We start from the raw sequence: 15,707 nt of genomic DNA, 5'->3' as shown, positions 1-15,707 counted from the left end.
TTTGCTTTAAGCTTCCTTCAGATTCCACCTCGCGATGGACACCCTTGCTCTCAGCTAATGATAGGTAGCTATAAACCCCCATAACGGACTTGCACCGTTAAGTAATACGCCATGCACGGCGCACAACTAAAAAACCCGAAGTTTTCACTTCGGGTTTTCACGCACTAATACTACTAAGATGATAGGCTTATCGTAATCGGTCCACAGATTTTACGAGATCTTCGTCCTTTTTAATGGCCTTATTGGCCAAAACAAGAAAAACGATAGAAATGATAGGAAGAAACATCCCAATACCCTTCTCTGAAATATCCATTTCTCCAGGTACACTTAGCGACCAATAAACAAACACTCCTAGTAAAAAAAAGTTTAATAAGATATTTAGACGCCCCAATACAAATTGAAGCTTTCTGTTTTTGAACATAAAAATACTCACCAAAGATAACAAAGCTGAAGCGAGAAATGCAATAAAAACTGTAAGATAATCTTCTGCAAACATCGCAACATTTTCTGAATTTTCCCAAAGTGAGAAAACGAAAATAAGTCCGCCGCTTATAATAGCAGCGATAAGTAAATATACTGTTTGTATTCTTTGTAGCATAACTTCTGGTGGAATTCGCGAACAAAAATAAAGATTCTTTTTAGAAATGCTATTTAAAATATTAAAATAAAGTTGTATACTTGCAAGAACATTTCGTAACCAATTCAAAACAGGTTACTTAAGTCTCCAAATTTTTTTCGATTCTTCCTCGAGAAGTTTAACAATCAATCCAAACACAAATTTATTCTTAATTATTCATGTTTGAAATTTCAGAATTAAAAGCTAAAAAGCTTCCTGAGCTACAGGATATCGCTAAATCTTTAAACGTCCCAAAATTCAGGACTTTAAAAAAATTAGATCTCGTATATCAAATCCTGGACTATCAGGCTGCCAACCCTAAAAAAGCTAAAGAAGCACTTACCGACGACACTAAAAAAGAGGAAACTCCAAAAGAGGAAACTTCAAAAAGTGAAGAGCGCAACAAAGCTTCAGAAAAACCACAAGCAAAGAAGAGTGGTAAAATAGGAAGTAATAAAAAACCACCGCGGGCTGCTGCAACAGCAGATACTAAAGAACCCCGCCCGGCAAGAAAGGAAAATTCTTCTCCTAAAAAAGAAGATGCCCCGGCAAAAACCAGGGAACCTAGAAAGCAGGAACAAAAGCCGAGGGAAGACAATAATAATTCTTCTCAATCAGGTAAAAACAATCCTCGCGATCAGAAAAAAGACATACGTAGCAATAGCAGTAATAAAAGTAATGGAGGCCGTGACGCCGGTAACCGTGACGGAAGAAACCGCTACCGCGAACCAGATTACGAATTTGACGCGATTATAGAAAGTGAAGGCGTACTGGATATTATGCAAGATAACTACGGTTTTCTACGATCTTCAGATTATAACTACCTTACTTCTCCAGATGATATTTATGTATCGCAGTCGCAAATTCGTTTATTCGGATTAAAAACCGGTGATACTGTTTTAGGGCAAATTCGCCCGCCAAAAGAAGGTGAAAAATATTTCCCTTTAATCAAGATCAACAAAATTAACGGATTGGACCCTCAGGTAGTGAGAGACCGTGTTTCTTTTGAACACTTAACTCCGCTTTTCCCTAAGGAAAAATTCAATATTGCTGAAAAGCAAAGCAGCATGTCTACCCGTATTATGGACCTCTTTTCCCCTATCGGAAAAGGCCAGCGTGGTATGATTGTTTCCCAGCCTAAAACTGGTAAAACAATGTTGCTTAAAGATATCGCCAACGCAATTGCAGCCAACCATCCTGAAGTTTACCAGATAGTTTTACTTATTGATGAACGTCCGGAAGAGGTTACCGATATGCAACGTAATGTACGTGGTGAAGTCGTAGCTTCAACTTTCGATAAGGAAGCACACGAACACGTGAGAGTTGCCAATATTGTTTTAGAAAAAGCAAAACGTTTGGTAGAATGTGGTCACGATGTGGTAATCCTTCTGGATTCTATTACACGTCTGGCTCGTGCTTATAACACCGTACAACCTGCCAGTGGTAAGGTATTAAGTGGTGGTGTAGATGCCAACGCCTTACACAAACCAAAACGTTTCTTTGGTGCTGCCCGTAATATTGAAAACGGAGGTTCCCTTTCAATTATAGCTACCGCCCTTACCGATACCGGTTCTAAAATGGACGAAGTGATCTTTGAAGAATTTAAAGGAACAGGAAATATGGAACTACAATTGGATAGAAAAATTGCCAACCGTAGAATTTTCCCTGCAATAGATCTTACTTCTTCAAGTACACGTCGCGACGATCTTTTATTAGACGAAGCTGCACTGCAAAGAATGTGGGTACTGCGTAAATATCTTGCCGATATGAATCCTATTGAAGCAATGGAATTTATTAACGACAGGATTAAACAAACTAAAAACAACGAAGAGTTTTTAATCTCGATGAACGGATAAAACCTTCTTTAGTTATAAACACAAAATCCGGAAGCTTTAGAGTTTCCGGATTTTTTTATGCTGAAATTTTAACTAAATAATCTTTTCGCTCCTTCCCTTTTTCAAGTGGACCCCACCGGGATGACGAAGTCGGGCCGGCCGGAGGGTTTCATCCTATTACAATTCTTATTTCCCTAAACTATTCACCCCCGTATCATCAGCGATCAACCTGAAATTTTCAACTTTTTTACCTTTTAAATATTGACTCCATTTTTCCATTAGCGGAGCTTCCAGTTTAAATTCCCGGTATTCGTCGGGATTCATAATTGGGATTCCTTTCATTATTGGGTAAATACGCTTACATTTTTTACAACTTAAAAAACCCTCTATAATTTTTCCTTCTAAATCTTTCGAAATTGAAGTGAGTTCCAGTTCGTTCTTATCAAAAGGGCAGCATAATTTATCTATTGTTGAAGCTCTCATTTTTTATTTTTTTAAATTCTGAATTATAATTTTCTGCGGAAGTCGAAGGATTTTTAGCGCTCATTATTCCTGAAATCACTGCAACACCCTCAAAATCCAATTCTTTTAGCAAATACATATTTGCAGGCTTAATTCCCCCAGCCAGGAATATTGGCATTTTTGTTAATAGCCTGGCTTTTTTAATAATCTCAAAATCCACCAAATCACAACTATTTGCGGTTGTGGATGGGAAGATTGAACAAAAGGAAATATAATCTAACTTATTCCTATCGGCCCATTTTACAGTATCCAGATTGTTATTACAGGTTAATCCAAGCAAAGAATTCTCAGGAATCCCTTTTTTAATCGTTCTCAATTCAATGGGTATTTCGTCAAAATGAACCCCGTCTGCATCCGTCAGGTTTAAAAGTTTCCAGTTATTGTTTAGCAAAACAGGGGTGCCGGTTGCCCGACAAAGCTCACAGATTCTATTAATCAGGGAAACCTGGTTTTCAATATTTTGAAAATTATCCCATACCTGAATGGCAGCAATTTGACTCTTATTCAGAATTTGCTGCAGCTTATTTATTAAAACTGCCTCTTCCATCTGTGGGTCTATCACAAGGTAAACCCCTTTTTTTATTCCTTTAATTTCCATCATTTCCAACCTGATTTAATAGCCGTAAAGAAGGCTTTCCAGTAAGGGTCTTCGGTTTTATAGATTAAGTCTTTCACTTCATCACCTTTAGTAATTTTAATCCCCTCTTCTTCATCTTTAATTTCACCCACGGCTGTACAGGCTATATTTTCATTTTTTAAACGTGAGATTACCTCCTGCTCTTTTCCTTTCTCGCAGGAAATTATCATTGAACCAGCGCCAATAATTTCCCTGTAATCCAGTTCGAATAACTCGCAAACTTCCTTTTGCCAGAAATTAACCGGTAAGGCTTCATCATAAATAAGGGCTCCTTTTCCCGAGGCTTTAACCATTTCATATATAGCCCCCATTACACCACCTTCCGTTACATCGTGCATCGCGTGAATTTCCGGGAATTTGTGATTCGTTCCTGCTGCCGAAAGTCCGTCTTTTAAACAGGAAGTTTGTTTAAATATTTCGCATCCTGCCTCATAGGTTTCTCTTCCCAGTTTATTTACTATTGTTTCCGGAAAACTCATGGTCAATAAAGCGGTAGACGACAAGGCACAGGTTTTTGTCACCAGGATTACATCGTTAACTTCTGCCCTGTTAGATAAAACAATTTCTTTTTTGGGAGCGACACTAAAAAAAGTTCCTCCTCCTGAAATTGTTGAATTTTGTCCTTCTACAAACCCGGTATGTCCACCGGTTATGGCTACCCCAATTTCTTTACAGAATTGATGAATATAGTTCCAGTAAGTTTTAAAATCTTCCCTGCTAAGTGATGCCGGGAGATTCAGGACCATTTGAGCATATTGCGGAGAAAAACCTGTAGTCGCCATATCGTTAGCCATAAGATGTACAGAAAGCCAGGCTGATTCTTCAAGTCCAAGCGAGGGAATTAGCGAAAGAGGATCGCTGGTAGATATCAAGGCCAGCTCATTGGGTAAATCTACTAATGACACATCTACTCCAAACCCGGGTTTTGTACTGACTTCTTTTCGAAAGTGACCACAGTTTTCCAGAATAAATCCTTCTAATTCTGCTTCGGCTATTTTTCCTAATTTTTCACACATTATTGTACATCTTTAAATTTCACATATAGTCCGAAAAAATCACCGTAAGGCAAACCCCATTGCTGAACCGGAAACCATTTCGGTAATCCTGTGCAAGACCATTCTATACTATATTCTCTACCCTGAAGAGCTTCCTCTATGATTTTGGTTAGTCTTTTGGGAGAGTAAAAAGTTGCAGTAAGATAAAATGGATTGGCCCCAAAAATTTCCTGGATCCGACGGCGGACTACTTTGGTAGAATTTCTGTTCATCATTCCCAATGCTATACCGTATTTTGCAACCCTAGCCGCCTCCCGGATAACTTTTACGGGATCTTTATAATATTCAAAAGTGGTAATAAAGGCCAAAGAATCAAAAGTATGATCTTTAAAAGGCATATAATGAGAATCTGCCATCACAAGATCGCCTTTAAATAAATGGACGGCCTGCGATAGCATAAGCGGGGAGATATCGCCACCGGTAGCTTCGATCCCGATTTCTTCCCACCATCTTGTAAAGCGCGTGGTCCCACATCCAAACTCCAACAAGGTTTTCACCCGATTATCTTTAGAGACAAGTTGCTCCATCACCTTCTTTTGCCAGACCTCGGCACGCTTGTAACGGCCTTCGTACCACTGCTCGTAGGTATCTGTATGTTTGCGGTTAAAAAACCATTCTTCCCGGTTTTGCCAGTTCTGATGATCTACGGGGAGTAACTCAAATCTGCTGCTTTTTTCAATTTCCATCTTTATTTTTTTAAAAAAGAAAAACTCCACGCTACCCGGAAAATGCCGAAAAACATGGAGTCTTAAAATGGAAATTTTAATCCTGCATCCCTACGTTGGCATTATCCAAATCAGGTTTTCGGGTGTTATCTCAGCCTTGCGGCACCCCGTGCGTGAATTTATCTGGTTATATTAAATCTTAATACTATTAATTTAACGAATTATCTGAAGGGAAAATACAAAATAAAGAAGGAAGAGGAAAGTTTTTCTCTGTTTGAAAATAATATAATATTCTATAGTTTCATCTATTTTATTAACAAGGGTGTAACCAACCCTTTCTTCAGTAAAGCTGAATTCAATTCCCCTTCCTTAAAAAGGATGGGAGTTTTTAATTTACCATCTATCTTCTTTTAAAGAAAATTAAAGCTCCTCCCCTTTTTTCAAGGGGAGCCCGCCTGAAAGACGAAGTCGGGCAGGGTGGCCGCAGATCGGAGTTGTCTAATTTCGTCAAACTGAACCTACTCGTCCGTTCAGGTAGGCTAGTTTCAGTTTTAATATATTTTTAAATATTATCAACTTAGATTCTGAAATAAATTCAGGATGGCGTAAAAAAAACTATATAGGATAGCCGGTTCAAGTTCTAACGGGGACAGGATTCCCACCCGGTGGTTTTCTTTTCAGATTCTTTTTCCATAAAAAAACCCCAACGTTTCTGTTGAGGTTTTTGGTTGAGCGGGAGACCGGGTTCGAACCGGCGACATTCAGCTTGGAAGGCTGACGCTCTACCAACTGAGCTACTCCCGCCTGCTCTGCAAATATAAAGTTTAAAGCTTTCAAAATCCAAAGGAAAATTGAACTTTTTAGGCTGCATTTTCCTATTTGGCTTGTATTCAGCAAAAAACCAGATTGAAGCGATAAAATCTTGTTAAATGGGTAAAGAAAAAACAAGTGTTCCGACAAATAAATCTTATTTTTAATGCCTAACAGTATACATTTTAAAATTATTTTTTATGAGCAATAAACCCGGTAAAACCCAGGACCTAATAGACGCAAAATTCCTTAAAGAACGCAAAGTTTTTCTTTGGGGTGAAGTAAACGACAAATCTGCAAAACACGTTATAGACAGGCTGCTATACCTTGATATGGAAGGCGATGATGAAATTCAGTTTTTTATCAATAGTCCCGGCGGCTACGTAACCGATGGATTTGCAATTTACGATACCATGCAAAGCCTTAAAAGCCCCGTTTCTACTATTTGCAGTGGTTTAGCCGCTTCAATGGGATCTATTTTGCTTTCGGGAGGAACCAAAGGCAGAAGATTTATACAAACTCACGGAAAGGTGATGATTCATCAGCCTATGGGCGGTGCCAGAGGCCAGGCTTCAAATATTGAAATTCAGGCTAACGAGATCTTAAAAACAAGAGAGTTAAGTGCTAAAATTCTTGCTGAAAACTGTGGGCAAACCCAGGAAAAAGTACTTAAGGATTTTAATCGTGATTACTGGATGGATGCCCAGGAATCTCAGGATTACGGAATTGTAGACGGTATTTTTAAGGAATAAGAATATGGATATTAAACATCGCGAAAACGATAGCCGCGGAATGTTCTTCGTAGAAGACGAAAAAGGCATTTACGCAGAGCTTACCTACACCAAGAAACCCGGAGATATTCTTACTATAGACCACACCGAGGTAAGACCGGAATTGGAAGGCCAGGGAATTGCCACTAAACTTTTAGCGCATAGTGTAGATTTTGCTCGTGAAAACAAATACAAAATAGATCCATTGTGTCCTTTTGCCGAAGTGCAATTTGACCGCAATGAGTCTTATCAAGATGTAAGAGCTTAACCCCTATTTTACCCCAAAAGATCAATGAACCTGCTTTTTCCTATGAAGTTTTTTAAATTTTTAATGCTCTTTGCTTTTGTATTTTTTATTTCCTGTGGGGATGATAAAGACCGGAAGCCGGGAATTGAAACCGCCAAAGAGGAAGAAGCAGAAGTCATTGAGAAACTGGCATCTGCTGAATTGATCGCCAAAAAATTTCCTGGAGTTTTAAATTCGGTTGGAACTATTGATTTGCAGCACGCTAATTTACTGGACTCAATTTATTCAAAAAGGGATTACACCCCAATCTGGACCGAAAGAGCCTTGCGGGAAGATCTCTACCGAAGCATTGAAAGAGCAACTGAAGACGGACTCGAACCTAAAGATTATCATTTATCTTATTTAAAAAACTCCCTTACCAATTTATCAGAATTAGATGATGAGGAACGTAGTTTAACTGAAATCATTCTAACGGATGCATTTTTTGCGCTGGCTTCAGATTATAATTCGGGAAAACTAAACCCTGCTGAAATTTATGATATCTGGGGGGTAGAAAGCAATAAAATTGATCTTCCCGGACTTCTGGATTATGGAGTTCGGCAGAAAAATATCCTTGCTGCAATAGACTCTGTAGTTCCAAAACATGAAGTTTATAAGGGTTTAAAACGGTCTTTAAAAGAATACCGAAAACTTGCTAGAAATCAAGAAGATCCCACGTTTGTTTCCGAAGAAGGAGAAAGCATAAAAGCTGATGAAAAAGATGAACGTATTCCTAATATAAAACAACGTTTAAAAGAACTAGGGTATTGGCAGCAAGAGATCGTAGACAGTGCAATTACTTATGAAAAACCATTACAGGAAGCGGTAAAGAAATTTCAGGAAAAGTATGGAATAGAAACCGATGGTGTGATTGGGGGCGGCACAATAAAGACCCTGAATAAAACTTACCAGGAACGCCTGGAACAAATTCTGGTTAATTTAGAACGCTGGCGCTGGTATCCCAAAAATCTTGGTGATCAACATATTGTAGTGAATATTGCGAATTACCGCTTACACTTTGTGAGGAATGGCGATACTGTAGCAACGCATCGCACGATGGTTGGTACTGAAGCCAGGAAAACCCCCGTTTTTTCTGAAGAAATTGAACATATAGTCTATAACCCCACCTGGACCATCCCTCCTACTATTAAGCGCAAAGATGTAATTCCTTCAGCAGCTAAAGATCCCGATTATATTTCAAAAAAGAATTACAGCATCTTTGATCGTTCAGGAAACAGATTATCTACCAGTGAAGTTAACTGGTCTTCCTCTGAAGTAAAAGGCTATACTTTTAGGCAGGAAGCCGGACCGGCAAATCCGCTTGGATTGGTGAAGATTATCTATCCTAATAAGTACATGATCTATTTGCACGATACCCCTTCAAAATCGCTTTTTAACAAAAATCTAAGGGCGCAAAGTTCGGGTTGTGTAAGGGTGCAGGATGTGTTGGATTTGGCGAAGATGCTGTTGAGCGATCAACCGGAATATGATGAGGAAAAGATTAAAGAAATTCTTGATTCGGGTAAGACAACCACGATAAAAATTACACAAAAAGTAAAAGTACACCATCTCTACTGGACGGCCTGGAACGAAAATGGCAGCACCCATTTTGCAGAAGATGTCTACAAAAGAGATGCTGCCATCTATAAATTACTTTCTGCGAATTAATTAAGCAGCGAAGAATTATTTAAATAGTTTTTATCGTTTTTGTGAATATATACTACGGATTCTTCTTTAATAGTATCTATCACATCTTTAGCGATTGTATTTGGTACCGCGGGACATCCGTAGCTTCTTCCCAATCTTCCTAATCTATCTATAAAATTAGGTTCTGCATAATCGGCGCCGTGAATCACCACGTAACGCTTACGCGCGTTGCTGTTGAAGCCTTTTTCCATTCCATCAATAAAAAGCGATAATCCGTTTTTTCCATAGTAAGTTTCAGCGGTAACGTAGAAACCAAGTGAACTTTGCAGAGAATTCACTGTATTAGAAAATTTGGTAGCGAATTCACCACCGGTATTTTTTCCGTGGGAAACATACGTATTAAACAATACTTCTTTTGTTTCCATATTCATAATCCACATACGTTTTTTGGTAGAAGAAAGCCCGAAATCTATTACGGTAAGTATTTTCTTTCCTACTTTTCCTTTTTCTTCGAGTTGGTCATAGCCTTTCATAGCTTTTTCAAAAACAGGCATTGTAGGGATACTGCTATTATTTGTAGAAAATTCGCTGTAAAGATTAGCGACTTTAATTTCAAAACTTGTTTTGGTATTTTCTTCAGAAACCGATGAAGCGTCTGCCTCTATTCCTAAATTTTCAAGATTGGAATCTAAATTATCTGTAGTTGTAAATGCAAAAGAGAAGGTCATTACGGCAAATACAGTCAGAAGTCTATAAATCATACACGTTGTTTAAAATTAATGTTCTGTTAATTTATTCCAAATGTGATGCCAACATACAAAATATTCCGGTTAATTAGATTATTTAGTCTTGAGAATGTAAATTTTAACATTTCGTAGCTTATAAATCTAAATTTCAGCATATTACCACTTCACATCAGTCTGTTCAAAGAACGTAGATGTTATTAAAAAAGTATTCCAAAGTAGCGGGTTAAAAGTTAAAATTTTAAAATCTAGAAGCAGAAGAAAAATTTTCAGTTTTTTAGAAGTTGATTTTTTTAGCTCTATCTCCTTTAAAACCTGATGGAGTCTTTCATATTTAATAAAACATTAGCGGGTGTGGATTTAGCATACCGCCAATTTGTTTTTATCTTTATGGTCAAAATTAACTAATATTATGAATAAGAAAGTTCTACTAATGATTTTAGACGGTTGGGGAATCACGCAAAACCCTGACGTTTCAGCTATAGCCAAAGCAAAAACACCTTTTATGGATAGCATCCTGGAAAAATATCCGCATGCCGAATTGCGTACTGACGGGATGCAGGTGGGATTACCAGAAGGACAAATGGGAAATAGTGAAGTAGGACATATGAACCTTGGAGCCGGCCGGATTGTTTACCAGGATTTGGTAAAAATTAATATGGCGGTAGAAAAAAATACCTTAAAAGACGAACCCGTATTAGAGGAAGCTTTTAATTATGCAATAAAAAATAACAAACCCGTACATTTTATGGGACTTTTAAGTGATGGTGGAGTTCATTCCCACATCAATCATTTAAAAGGATTGCTTTCGGCTGCGGAAGAGTTTGGGGTAAAAGAAAAATACGTTCACGCTTTTACCGATGGTCGTGATGTAGACCCGCATTCAGGAAAAGGTTTTCTTGAAGAAATTGAAGAACATTTAGAAAAGACCAACGGAAAACTTGCTTCGGTTATAGGCCGTTATTTCGCAATGGATCGTGATAAACGTTGGGAAAGGGTGAAAAAAGCATACGACCTTATCGTTAAAGGAGAAGGAACCAAAAGTACAAATGCTGCTGAAACCATTTCTAAAAGTTACGAAAACAAGGTTAGCGATGAGTTCATAGAACCTATCGTAATGACCAATGATGCCGGTGAGCCGGTTGCTACTTTAAAAGAGAAAGAAGTTGTAATCTTCTTCAACTTTAGAACCGACCGTGGGAGACAACTTACCCAAGCTTTAACCCAGGACGATTTTCCTGAATATGAGATGAAGAAAATGCCGTTGTATTATGTAACGGTAACCAAATATGACGATAGTTTTGAAGGTATAAATGTTGTCTTTAAAAAAGACAATATTAAATCTACTTTGGGCGAAGTCCTTGAATATATGGGTAAAAAGCAAATTAGGATTGCTGAAACCGAAAAATATCCCCACGTTACTTTCTTCTTTAGTGGAGGTCGGGAAAAACCATTTAAAGGTGAAAAGCGTTTAATGTGCAGTTCCCCCAAGGTAGCTACTTACGATCTTCAGCCAGAGATGAGCGCTTTTGAAATTAGGGATAAAATTATACCAGAACTTAAAGACGAGTCGGCTGATTTTATCTGCCTAAATTTCGCAAATCCTGATATGGTTGGCCATACCGGAGTTTTTGATGCAGCAGTGAAGGCCGTTGAAACGGTAGATTCTTGTGCAAAGGACGTAGCTGAAGCTGCCCTGGAAAATAATTATGCGGTAATTATTATTGCCGATCACGGGAACAGTGAAATTATGATAAATGAAGACGGCAGCCCAAATACAGCACATACCACCAGCCCGGTTCCATTAATTTTATTAGATAAGGATATAAAAAACATCAAAAGCGGTAAGCTTGGAAACATCGCTCCGACTATCCTGAAGCTAATGGGTATCGATCAGCCCGAAGTAATGACTGAAGATCCACTAATTTAATTTTAGAATGATAAATAAAGTATTGCTGCTTTTTCTGGGTTTTTCCTTGATTTCAGGAGAAGTTTCAGATAACAAAACAACAATAGAAAATAATAATTCAGCAGGAATGCTTTTAGGCGAATTTTCACAAGCTGACCTGGAAAAAGCACCGCATTCGCGGTGGTTTGTTCCCGGTTATGAAAATTACAAGCCAAAAAAGGAAGCTTTGGAAATCATAGAAAAGCATATTGCTGAGTATGAAATTCTTATGCTTATGGGAACTTGGTGTGGCGATAGCCGTTACGAAGTACCTAAGTTTTTTAAGCTTTTAGACGAGGTAGATTTTGACCGGAAAAAGCTTAAAAATATCGCGGTAAACCGGGCTAAAAAAGCGCCGGGAACCCTGGATGAAGAATACAATATTCACCGTGTTCCTACCATTATTTTCCTGAAAGATGGAAAAGAAGTGAACCGTTTTGTAGAGTATTCTATCGAGAGCCTGGAAGAAGACATTGCGAAAATAGTTGAAGGAAAAGAGTATGCAGATCCTTATTCTGAATAAATAGAAAGAATATTCAGTAAAACTTGTTAATTTTGCGTTATGCCCCATTCCTTAACCATAGCAGTAGATTTTGACGGAACTATTGTAGAAAATAAATTTCCGGAAATAGGAAAGCCAAAGCTTTTTGCTTTTGAGACGCTCAAAAAACTGCAGGAAGACGGGCACCGTTTGATTTTATGGACGTATCGCGCTGAAGATAAACTTGAAGAAGCGGTTCATTTTTGCGAAAAAAGAGGCATTAGATTTTATGCCATTAATAAAAGTTATCCTGAAGAGGTTTTTGAGGATAACATAAGTCGCAAGATCCTGGCGGACATTTTTATAGACGATCGGAACATTGGCGGAATGTGGGGCTGGGGAGAGATTTACCAGAGATTAAAAGACAGAGCTATAATAAGAGAAAAGAAAAAGAAGAAATTCGGTTTTTTAGGCCGATTTTAAATTCAGTATATGATAATTACCAAAAATCCTGAAGAAATTGAATTAATGCGCGAAAGCGCACTTATCGTATCTAAAACACTGGGAATGCTTGCGCCGCATATTAAACCCGGAGTCACAACTTTGGAGTTAGATAAAATGGCCGAAGAATTTATTCGCGACCACGGTGCCGAACCGGGTTTTTTGGGAATGTATGATTTTCCTAATTCACTTTGCATGAGTCCTAATGCACAGGTTGTACATGGGATTCCCAACGATAAACCTATGGAAGAGGGTGATATCATTTCTATAGACTGTGGAGCGCTAAAAAACGGATTTTACGGCGATCACGCATATACTTTTGAAGTTGGTGAGGTAAAACCTGAAATAAAAGAACTTTTAAAAACAACCAAAGAATCCCTTTACGTGGGAATAAGGGAGTTTAAAGCCGGAAACCGTGTAGGTGATGTTGGATATGCAATTCAGAAATACACTGAGGATAGAGGTTACGGTGTGGTAAGGGAATTGGTTGGTCACGGGTTAGGCGCTAAAATGCATGAAGATCCTGAGATGCCGAATTACGGAAAAAGAGGTCGTGGTAAAAAATTTATAGAAGGAATGGTTGTGGCCATTGAACCTATGATAAATCTTGGAACCAGAAGAATTAAACAATTGCCTGACGGTTGGACCATCTTAACGGCAGATAATAAAGCCAGCGCTCATTTTGAACACGATGTGGCACTTGTAGATGGTAAACCGCAATTACTCTCTACTTTCGATTATATTTATGAAGCTTTAGGAATTGAGAGTGATGAAGAAGATGAGTTTAAAGCCCAGGTGTATGGTAAAGAATTTTAGAGGTGAAATTTGGAAAAAGCTTCATAAAGAAGAATGGCAGGATCGTTTTGTCTATGATGTTTCCAACTACGGCAGGATAATTAGCTACGTGCAATTTCCTGAAGGCGAATTAATAAATGGCGGCCGCACCAACGGTTACACCAGTTTTTCGCCAAGGCTTCAAAATGGAAAGCACAAAGCTTACTACGTACACCGAATTGTTGCTGAACTTTTTCTTGATAAGAAAGAAGACGATAAATTCGTAATACACAAGAATTTTAAAAAAGACGACAACCGCTTAGAAAATCTTGCCTGGACTAACCAGGAAGAATGGGTAAAACACCAGCATAACAGCCCCGGCGTAAAGGAAAACAAACGCAAACGAAAGTTGAGACGCGTAGTTACTTATTCCAAACTTACCTATGCACAGGCCGTAATATTAAAAAAGAAGCTTTTAGACCCGAAAAGAAAGACCAGGATCAAAGTTCTGGCCAAGCAATTTGGAGTTTCAGAAATGCAGCTTTATCGTATTAAATCTGGCGAAAACTGGGGCGACATAAAAGTCTGAATCGCGTTAGCAATTTTTAATGAGCAAACTTTTTAAAGTAGTTTTAAACACTGTTCCCAGACCTTTGCTTATCAGGTTGAGTTATTGGGTAAAACCGTTCTTTAAATACGCGCTTCGCGGAAATAAATACACCGATCCCATTGACGGGAAAAGCTTTTCTAAATTTTTACCTTACGGATATATAAACCAGCGGGAGAATGTACTTTCCCCTTCTACCCTTTCCCTGGAACGCCACCGTTTACTTTGGCTTTATCTAAACAATGAAACTGAATTTTTCAATAAAAACCTGAAAGTATTACACTTTGCACCCGAGCAGGCTTTTTATAGGCGCTTTAGAAAGCTCAAAAATCTTGATTACACCACGACCGACTTAAATTCTCCTTTAGCCGATGTACAGGCTGATATTTGTGATTTGCCATTTAAAGAAAATGAATTCGATTTTATTCTCTGTAACCATGTCTTAGAGCATATCCCAGATGATACCAAAGCGATGCAGGAACTTCACCGCATCCTAAAGCCCGGAGGTACGGCGATCTTACAAATCCCACAGGATTTGAATAGGGAAAAAACTTTTGAAGATGATTCGATTACCGATAGAAATGAACGGGAACGTATTTTTGGCCAGTATGATCACGTTAGAATCTACGGCAGGGATTATTTTGAGAAATTGCGCGACATTGGTTTTAAAGTAGAAGAAGTAGATTATACAACCCAATTATCTACTGAAGAAATTGATAAATACCGTCTTGCAAAAGGGGAAGTTATTCCAGTTTGCTATAAACGCTAATCTCTTAACATTTCCTCAAAACCCTCAGAAGTAAAAACCCGCATACTTTCCTGTTCATCAGCATAGATAAAATACACATCTACATTCTCCAGTTCTTCCAGCATTTCTAAGGATTTTTCGTATCCTAAAGCCATAAAAGCGGTGGCATAGCCGTCGGCAAGAGTGCAGTTTTCAGCAAGTACGGAAGCGCTAAGTAGATCACTTTTTTCCGCTTCACCGGTTAGGGGATTTATAGTATGTACAAAACGTTCTCCGGTAGTGGTGTCTACCCTAAATTTCCTGTAATTCCCTGAAGTTGCCATCGCGCGGTTCTTCAGCGCAAGCACGGTTTGTAACGTCCGCTCGGCTTCAGTTTGCTGCGGATTGTCTATAGCGATCATCCAGTCGGCTTCATTTTCTATATTTTGTCCTTTAGCCACTAATTCCCCTCCTAACTCAATCAGATAATTTTCGACGTTTTTAGAATCTAAATATTCGGCAATCACATCTATGGTATAGCCTTTGGCAATTGCATTAAAATCGAGGTAGATGTTCGGGTTTTCCTTTTGGATGGTATTTTCATCAGTCAGTTTCACTTTTTTGAAACCTACGAGTTGTCTTATGGAATCTAACATGGCTTTGTCAGGCTCATTTAAGGGCTTATCGGGTCCAAATCCGTAAGCATTGACCAAACTGCCCACTGTGGGATCAAAATAGCCATTGCTCTCTTTAAAAATTTTCTTAGAAAGTTCAAATACTTTTTGAAAATGAACATCAACCACTACATCTTCAGCCCCGGCATTAATCCGGGAGATATCAGAATCATCCTGGTACGTGCTCAATGAAGTATTGATCACTTTAAAAATAGAATCTAAAGCCTTCTCAGTATTAAAATCTTCGGAAGAAAAATATTTCACCTGATAAGTGGTTCCAAGAGCATTTCCGGTATATGTGTTTGCCTGGGGGCCCTCATCCTTGCAGGAAATACTAAACAAAACAAGAAAGAATAATGCAGTGATTTTTTTCATCTAAATAAAAATATTAACGGCTATAATTTAAAGT

Annotated in this window: 17 protein-coding genes, 1 tRNA gene and 1 riboswitch; of the genes, 10 read left to right on the top strand and 8 right to left on the bottom strand. The window is 38.4% G+C overall.

The window, feature by feature from the left end:
• Window positions 1–187: 187 nt before the first annotated feature.
• Window positions 188–598, bottom strand: coding sequence for a DUF4293 domain-containing protein (locus LB465_RS14855; protein ID WP_224470698.1), 411 nt, complete (start codon window positions 596–598; stop codon window positions 188–190).
• A gap of 197 nt (window positions 599–795) precedes the next feature.
• Here LB465_RS14855 and rho point away from each other — a divergent pair, with 197 nt between their 5' ends.
• Complete coding sequence (gene rho, locus LB465_RS14850; protein ID WP_224470696.1) at window positions 796–2,472, top strand: transcription termination factor Rho; 1,677 nt, start codon at window positions 796–798, stop codon at window positions 2,470–2,472.
• A gap of 165 nt (window positions 2,473–2,637) precedes the next feature.
• Here the strand turns inward: rho and LB465_RS14845 are convergent, their stop codons facing one another.
• From LB465_RS14845 to LB465_RS14825, 5 genes are all read right to left on the bottom strand, one after another.
• Window positions 2,638–2,934, bottom strand: coding sequence for a Trm112 family protein (locus tag LB465_RS14845; protein WP_224470694.1), 297 nt, complete (start codon window positions 2,932–2,934; stop codon window positions 2,638–2,640).
• Window positions 2,912–3,574 (bottom strand): thiamine phosphate synthase, encoded by a 663-nt coding sequence (locus LB465_RS14840; protein ID WP_224470692.1) that lies wholly within the window; start codon window positions 3,572–3,574, stop codon window positions 2,912–2,914. The genes LB465_RS14845 and LB465_RS14840 overlap by 23 nt, the downstream gene beginning before the upstream one ends.
• Complete coding sequence (locus LB465_RS14835; protein WP_224470690.1) at window positions 3,571–4,626, bottom strand: AIR synthase-related protein; 1,056 nt, start codon at window positions 4,624–4,626, stop codon at window positions 3,571–3,573. Before LB465_RS14835 ends, LB465_RS14840 begins: the two co-directional genes overlap by 4 nt.
• On the bottom strand, window positions 4,626–5,351 hold the full coding sequence (locus LB465_RS14830; RefSeq protein WP_224470688.1) for a class I SAM-dependent methyltransferase: 726 nt from the start codon (window positions 5,349–5,351) through the stop codon (window positions 4,626–4,628). The genes LB465_RS14835 and LB465_RS14830 overlap by 1 nt, the downstream gene beginning before the upstream one ends.
• Window positions 5,352–5,421: 70 nt before the next feature.
• Window positions 5,422–5,510: riboswitch (TPP riboswitch) on the bottom strand.
• 551 nt (window positions 5,511–6,061) lie between these two features.
• Window positions 6,062–6,134: transfer RNA gene (locus LB465_RS14825), tRNA-Gly, on the bottom strand.
• A gap of 206 nt (window positions 6,135–6,340) precedes the next feature.
• Between LB465_RS14825 and LB465_RS14820 the strand changes: the two genes are divergently transcribed.
• Genes LB465_RS14820 through LB465_RS14810 form a run of 3 tightly spaced genes read left to right on the top strand, consistent with a single transcriptional unit; the run spans window position 6,341 to window position 8,864 of the window.
• Window positions 6,341–6,892: a ClpP family protease gene (locus LB465_RS14820; RefSeq protein ID WP_224470687.1), complete on the top strand. Its 552-nt coding sequence runs from the start codon at window positions 6,341–6,343 to the stop codon at window positions 6,890–6,892.
• 4 nt (window positions 6,893–6,896) lie between these two features.
• Window positions 6,897–7,178 carry a GNAT family N-acetyltransferase gene (locus LB465_RS14815; RefSeq protein WP_224470685.1) on the top strand — a complete coding sequence of 94 codons (282 nt, stop codon included), beginning with the start codon at window positions 6,897–6,899 and terminating at the stop codon, window positions 7,176–7,178.
• A gap of 42 nt (window positions 7,179–7,220) precedes the next feature.
• Window positions 7,221–8,864: a L,D-transpeptidase family protein gene (locus LB465_RS14810; RefSeq protein ID WP_224470683.1), complete on the top strand. Its 1,644-nt coding sequence runs from the start codon at window positions 7,221–7,223 to the stop codon at window positions 8,862–8,864.
• Here LB465_RS14810 and LB465_RS14805 read toward each other — a convergent pair.
• A complete protein-coding gene (locus LB465_RS14805) occupies window positions 8,861–9,604 on the bottom strand; it encodes a murein L,D-transpeptidase catalytic domain family protein (RefSeq protein ID WP_224470682.1) in 744 nt (247 codons plus the stop codon). The genes LB465_RS14810 and LB465_RS14805 overlap by 4 nt on opposite strands.
• A gap of 394 nt (window positions 9,605–9,998) precedes the next feature.
• Here LB465_RS14805 and gpmI point away from each other — a divergent pair, with 394 nt between their 5' ends.
• Genes gpmI through LB465_RS14775 form a run of 6 tightly spaced genes read left to right on the top strand, consistent with a single transcriptional unit; the run spans window position 9,999 to window position 14,666 of the window.
• Window positions 9,999–11,516 (top strand): 2,3-bisphosphoglycerate-independent phosphoglycerate mutase, encoded by a 1,518-nt coding sequence (gpmI, locus tag LB465_RS14800; protein WP_224470680.1) that lies wholly within the window; start codon window positions 9,999–10,001, stop codon window positions 11,514–11,516.
• A gap of 7 nt (window positions 11,517–11,523) precedes the next feature.
• Window positions 11,524–12,057, top strand: coding sequence for a TlpA family protein disulfide reductase (locus LB465_RS14795; protein ID WP_224470679.1), 534 nt, complete (start codon window positions 11,524–11,526; stop codon window positions 12,055–12,057).
• Between the two features lie 39 nt (window positions 12,058–12,096).
• Window positions 12,097–12,498 carry a BT0820 family HAD-type phosphatase gene (locus LB465_RS14790; protein WP_224470678.1) on the top strand — a complete coding sequence of 134 codons (402 nt, stop codon included), beginning with the start codon at window positions 12,097–12,099 and terminating at the stop codon, window positions 12,496–12,498.
• Between the two features lie 9 nt (window positions 12,499–12,507).
• Window positions 12,508–13,332 carry a type I methionyl aminopeptidase gene (gene map, locus LB465_RS14785; protein WP_224470677.1) on the top strand — a complete coding sequence of 275 codons (825 nt, stop codon included), beginning with the start codon at window positions 12,508–12,510 and terminating at the stop codon, window positions 13,330–13,332.
• The gene (locus LB465_RS14780) at window positions 13,316–13,879 is read left to right on the top strand and encodes an HNH endonuclease signature motif containing protein (RefSeq protein WP_224470675.1); all 564 of its coding nucleotides are present in this window, start codon (window positions 13,316–13,318) and stop codon (window positions 13,877–13,879) included. Before map ends, LB465_RS14780 begins: the two co-directional genes overlap by 17 nt.
• A 19-nt stretch (window positions 13,880–13,898) precedes the next feature.
• Complete coding sequence (locus LB465_RS14775) at window positions 13,899–14,666, top strand: class I SAM-dependent methyltransferase (RefSeq protein ID WP_224470674.1); 768 nt, start codon at window positions 13,899–13,901, stop codon at window positions 14,664–14,666.
• On the opposite strand, the gene LB465_RS14770 is transcribed toward LB465_RS14775, so the two are convergent.
• The gene (locus LB465_RS14770; RefSeq protein ID WP_224470673.1) at window positions 14,663–15,673 is read right to left on the bottom strand and encodes an FAD:protein FMN transferase; all 1,011 of its coding nucleotides are present in this window, start codon (window positions 15,671–15,673) and stop codon (window positions 14,663–14,665) included. The genes LB465_RS14775 and LB465_RS14770 overlap by 4 nt on opposite strands.
• Window positions 15,674–15,707 lie beyond the last annotated feature (34 nt).

This window comes from Salegentibacter lacus, from assembly GCF_020164555.1.
GTDB classification, from domain to species: Bacteria; Bacteroidota; Bacteroidia; order Flavobacteriales; family Flavobacteriaceae; genus Salegentibacter; species Salegentibacter lacus.
This window is presented reverse-complemented; position numbering and strand designations above follow the sequence as displayed.

Excerpts from the sequence above, each read along its gene's own strand:
- LB465_RS14770 (WP_224470673.1), bottom strand. The coding sequence starts at position 15,673 with ATGAAAAAAATCACTGCATTATTCTTTCTTGTTTTGTTTAGTATTTCC.
- LB465_RS14845 (WP_224470694.1), bottom strand. The coding sequence starts at position 2,934 with ATGAGAGCTTCAACAATAGATAAATTATGCTGCCCTTTTGATAAGAAC.
- LB465_RS14790 (WP_224470678.1), top strand. The coding sequence starts at position 12,097 with ATGCCCCATTCCTTAACCATAGCAGTAGATTTTGACGGAACTATTGTA.
- LB465_RS14840 (WP_224470692.1), bottom strand. The coding sequence starts at position 3,574 with ATGATGGAAATTAAAGGAATAAAAAAAGGGGTTTACCTTGTGATAGAC.
- gpmI (WP_224470680.1), top strand. The coding sequence starts at position 9,999 with ATGAATAAGAAAGTTCTACTAATGATTTTAGACGGTTGGGGAATCACG.
- LB465_RS14830 (WP_224470688.1), bottom strand. The coding sequence starts at position 5,351 with ATGGAAATTGAAAAAAGCAGCAGATTTGAGTTACTCCCCGTAGATCAT.
- LB465_RS14820 (WP_224470687.1), top strand. The coding sequence starts at position 6,341 with ATGAGCAATAAACCCGGTAAAACCCAGGACCTAATAGACGCAAAATTC.
- LB465_RS14775 (WP_224470674.1), top strand. The coding sequence starts at position 13,899 with ATGAGCAAACTTTTTAAAGTAGTTTTAAACACTGTTCCCAGACCTTTG.
- rho (WP_224470696.1), top strand. The coding sequence starts at position 796 with ATGTTTGAAATTTCAGAATTAAAAGCTAAAAAGCTTCCTGAGCTACAG.
- LB465_RS14815 (WP_224470685.1), top strand. The coding sequence starts at position 6,897 with ATGGATATTAAACATCGCGAAAACGATAGCCGCGGAATGTTCTTCGTA.
- LB465_RS14810 (WP_224470683.1), top strand. The coding sequence starts at position 7,221 with ATGAAGTTTTTTAAATTTTTAATGCTCTTTGCTTTTGTATTTTTTATT.
- LB465_RS14855 (WP_224470698.1), bottom strand. The coding sequence starts at position 598 with ATGCTACAAAGAATACAAACAGTATATTTACTTATCGCTGCTATTATA.
- LB465_RS14795 (WP_224470679.1), top strand. The coding sequence starts at position 11,524 with ATGATAAATAAAGTATTGCTGCTTTTTCTGGGTTTTTCCTTGATTTCA.
- map (WP_224470677.1), top strand. The coding sequence starts at position 12,508 with ATGATAATTACCAAAAATCCTGAAGAAATTGAATTAATGCGCGAAAGC.
- LB465_RS14835 (WP_224470690.1), bottom strand. The coding sequence starts at position 4,626 with ATGTGTGAAAAATTAGGAAAAATAGCCGAAGCAGAATTAGAAGGATTT.
- LB465_RS14805 (WP_224470682.1), bottom strand. The coding sequence starts at position 9,604 with ATGATTTATAGACTTCTGACTGTATTTGCCGTAATGACCTTCTCTTTT.
- LB465_RS14780 (WP_224470675.1), top strand. The coding sequence starts at position 13,316 with ATGGTAAAGAATTTTAGAGGTGAAATTTGGAAAAAGCTTCATAAAGAA.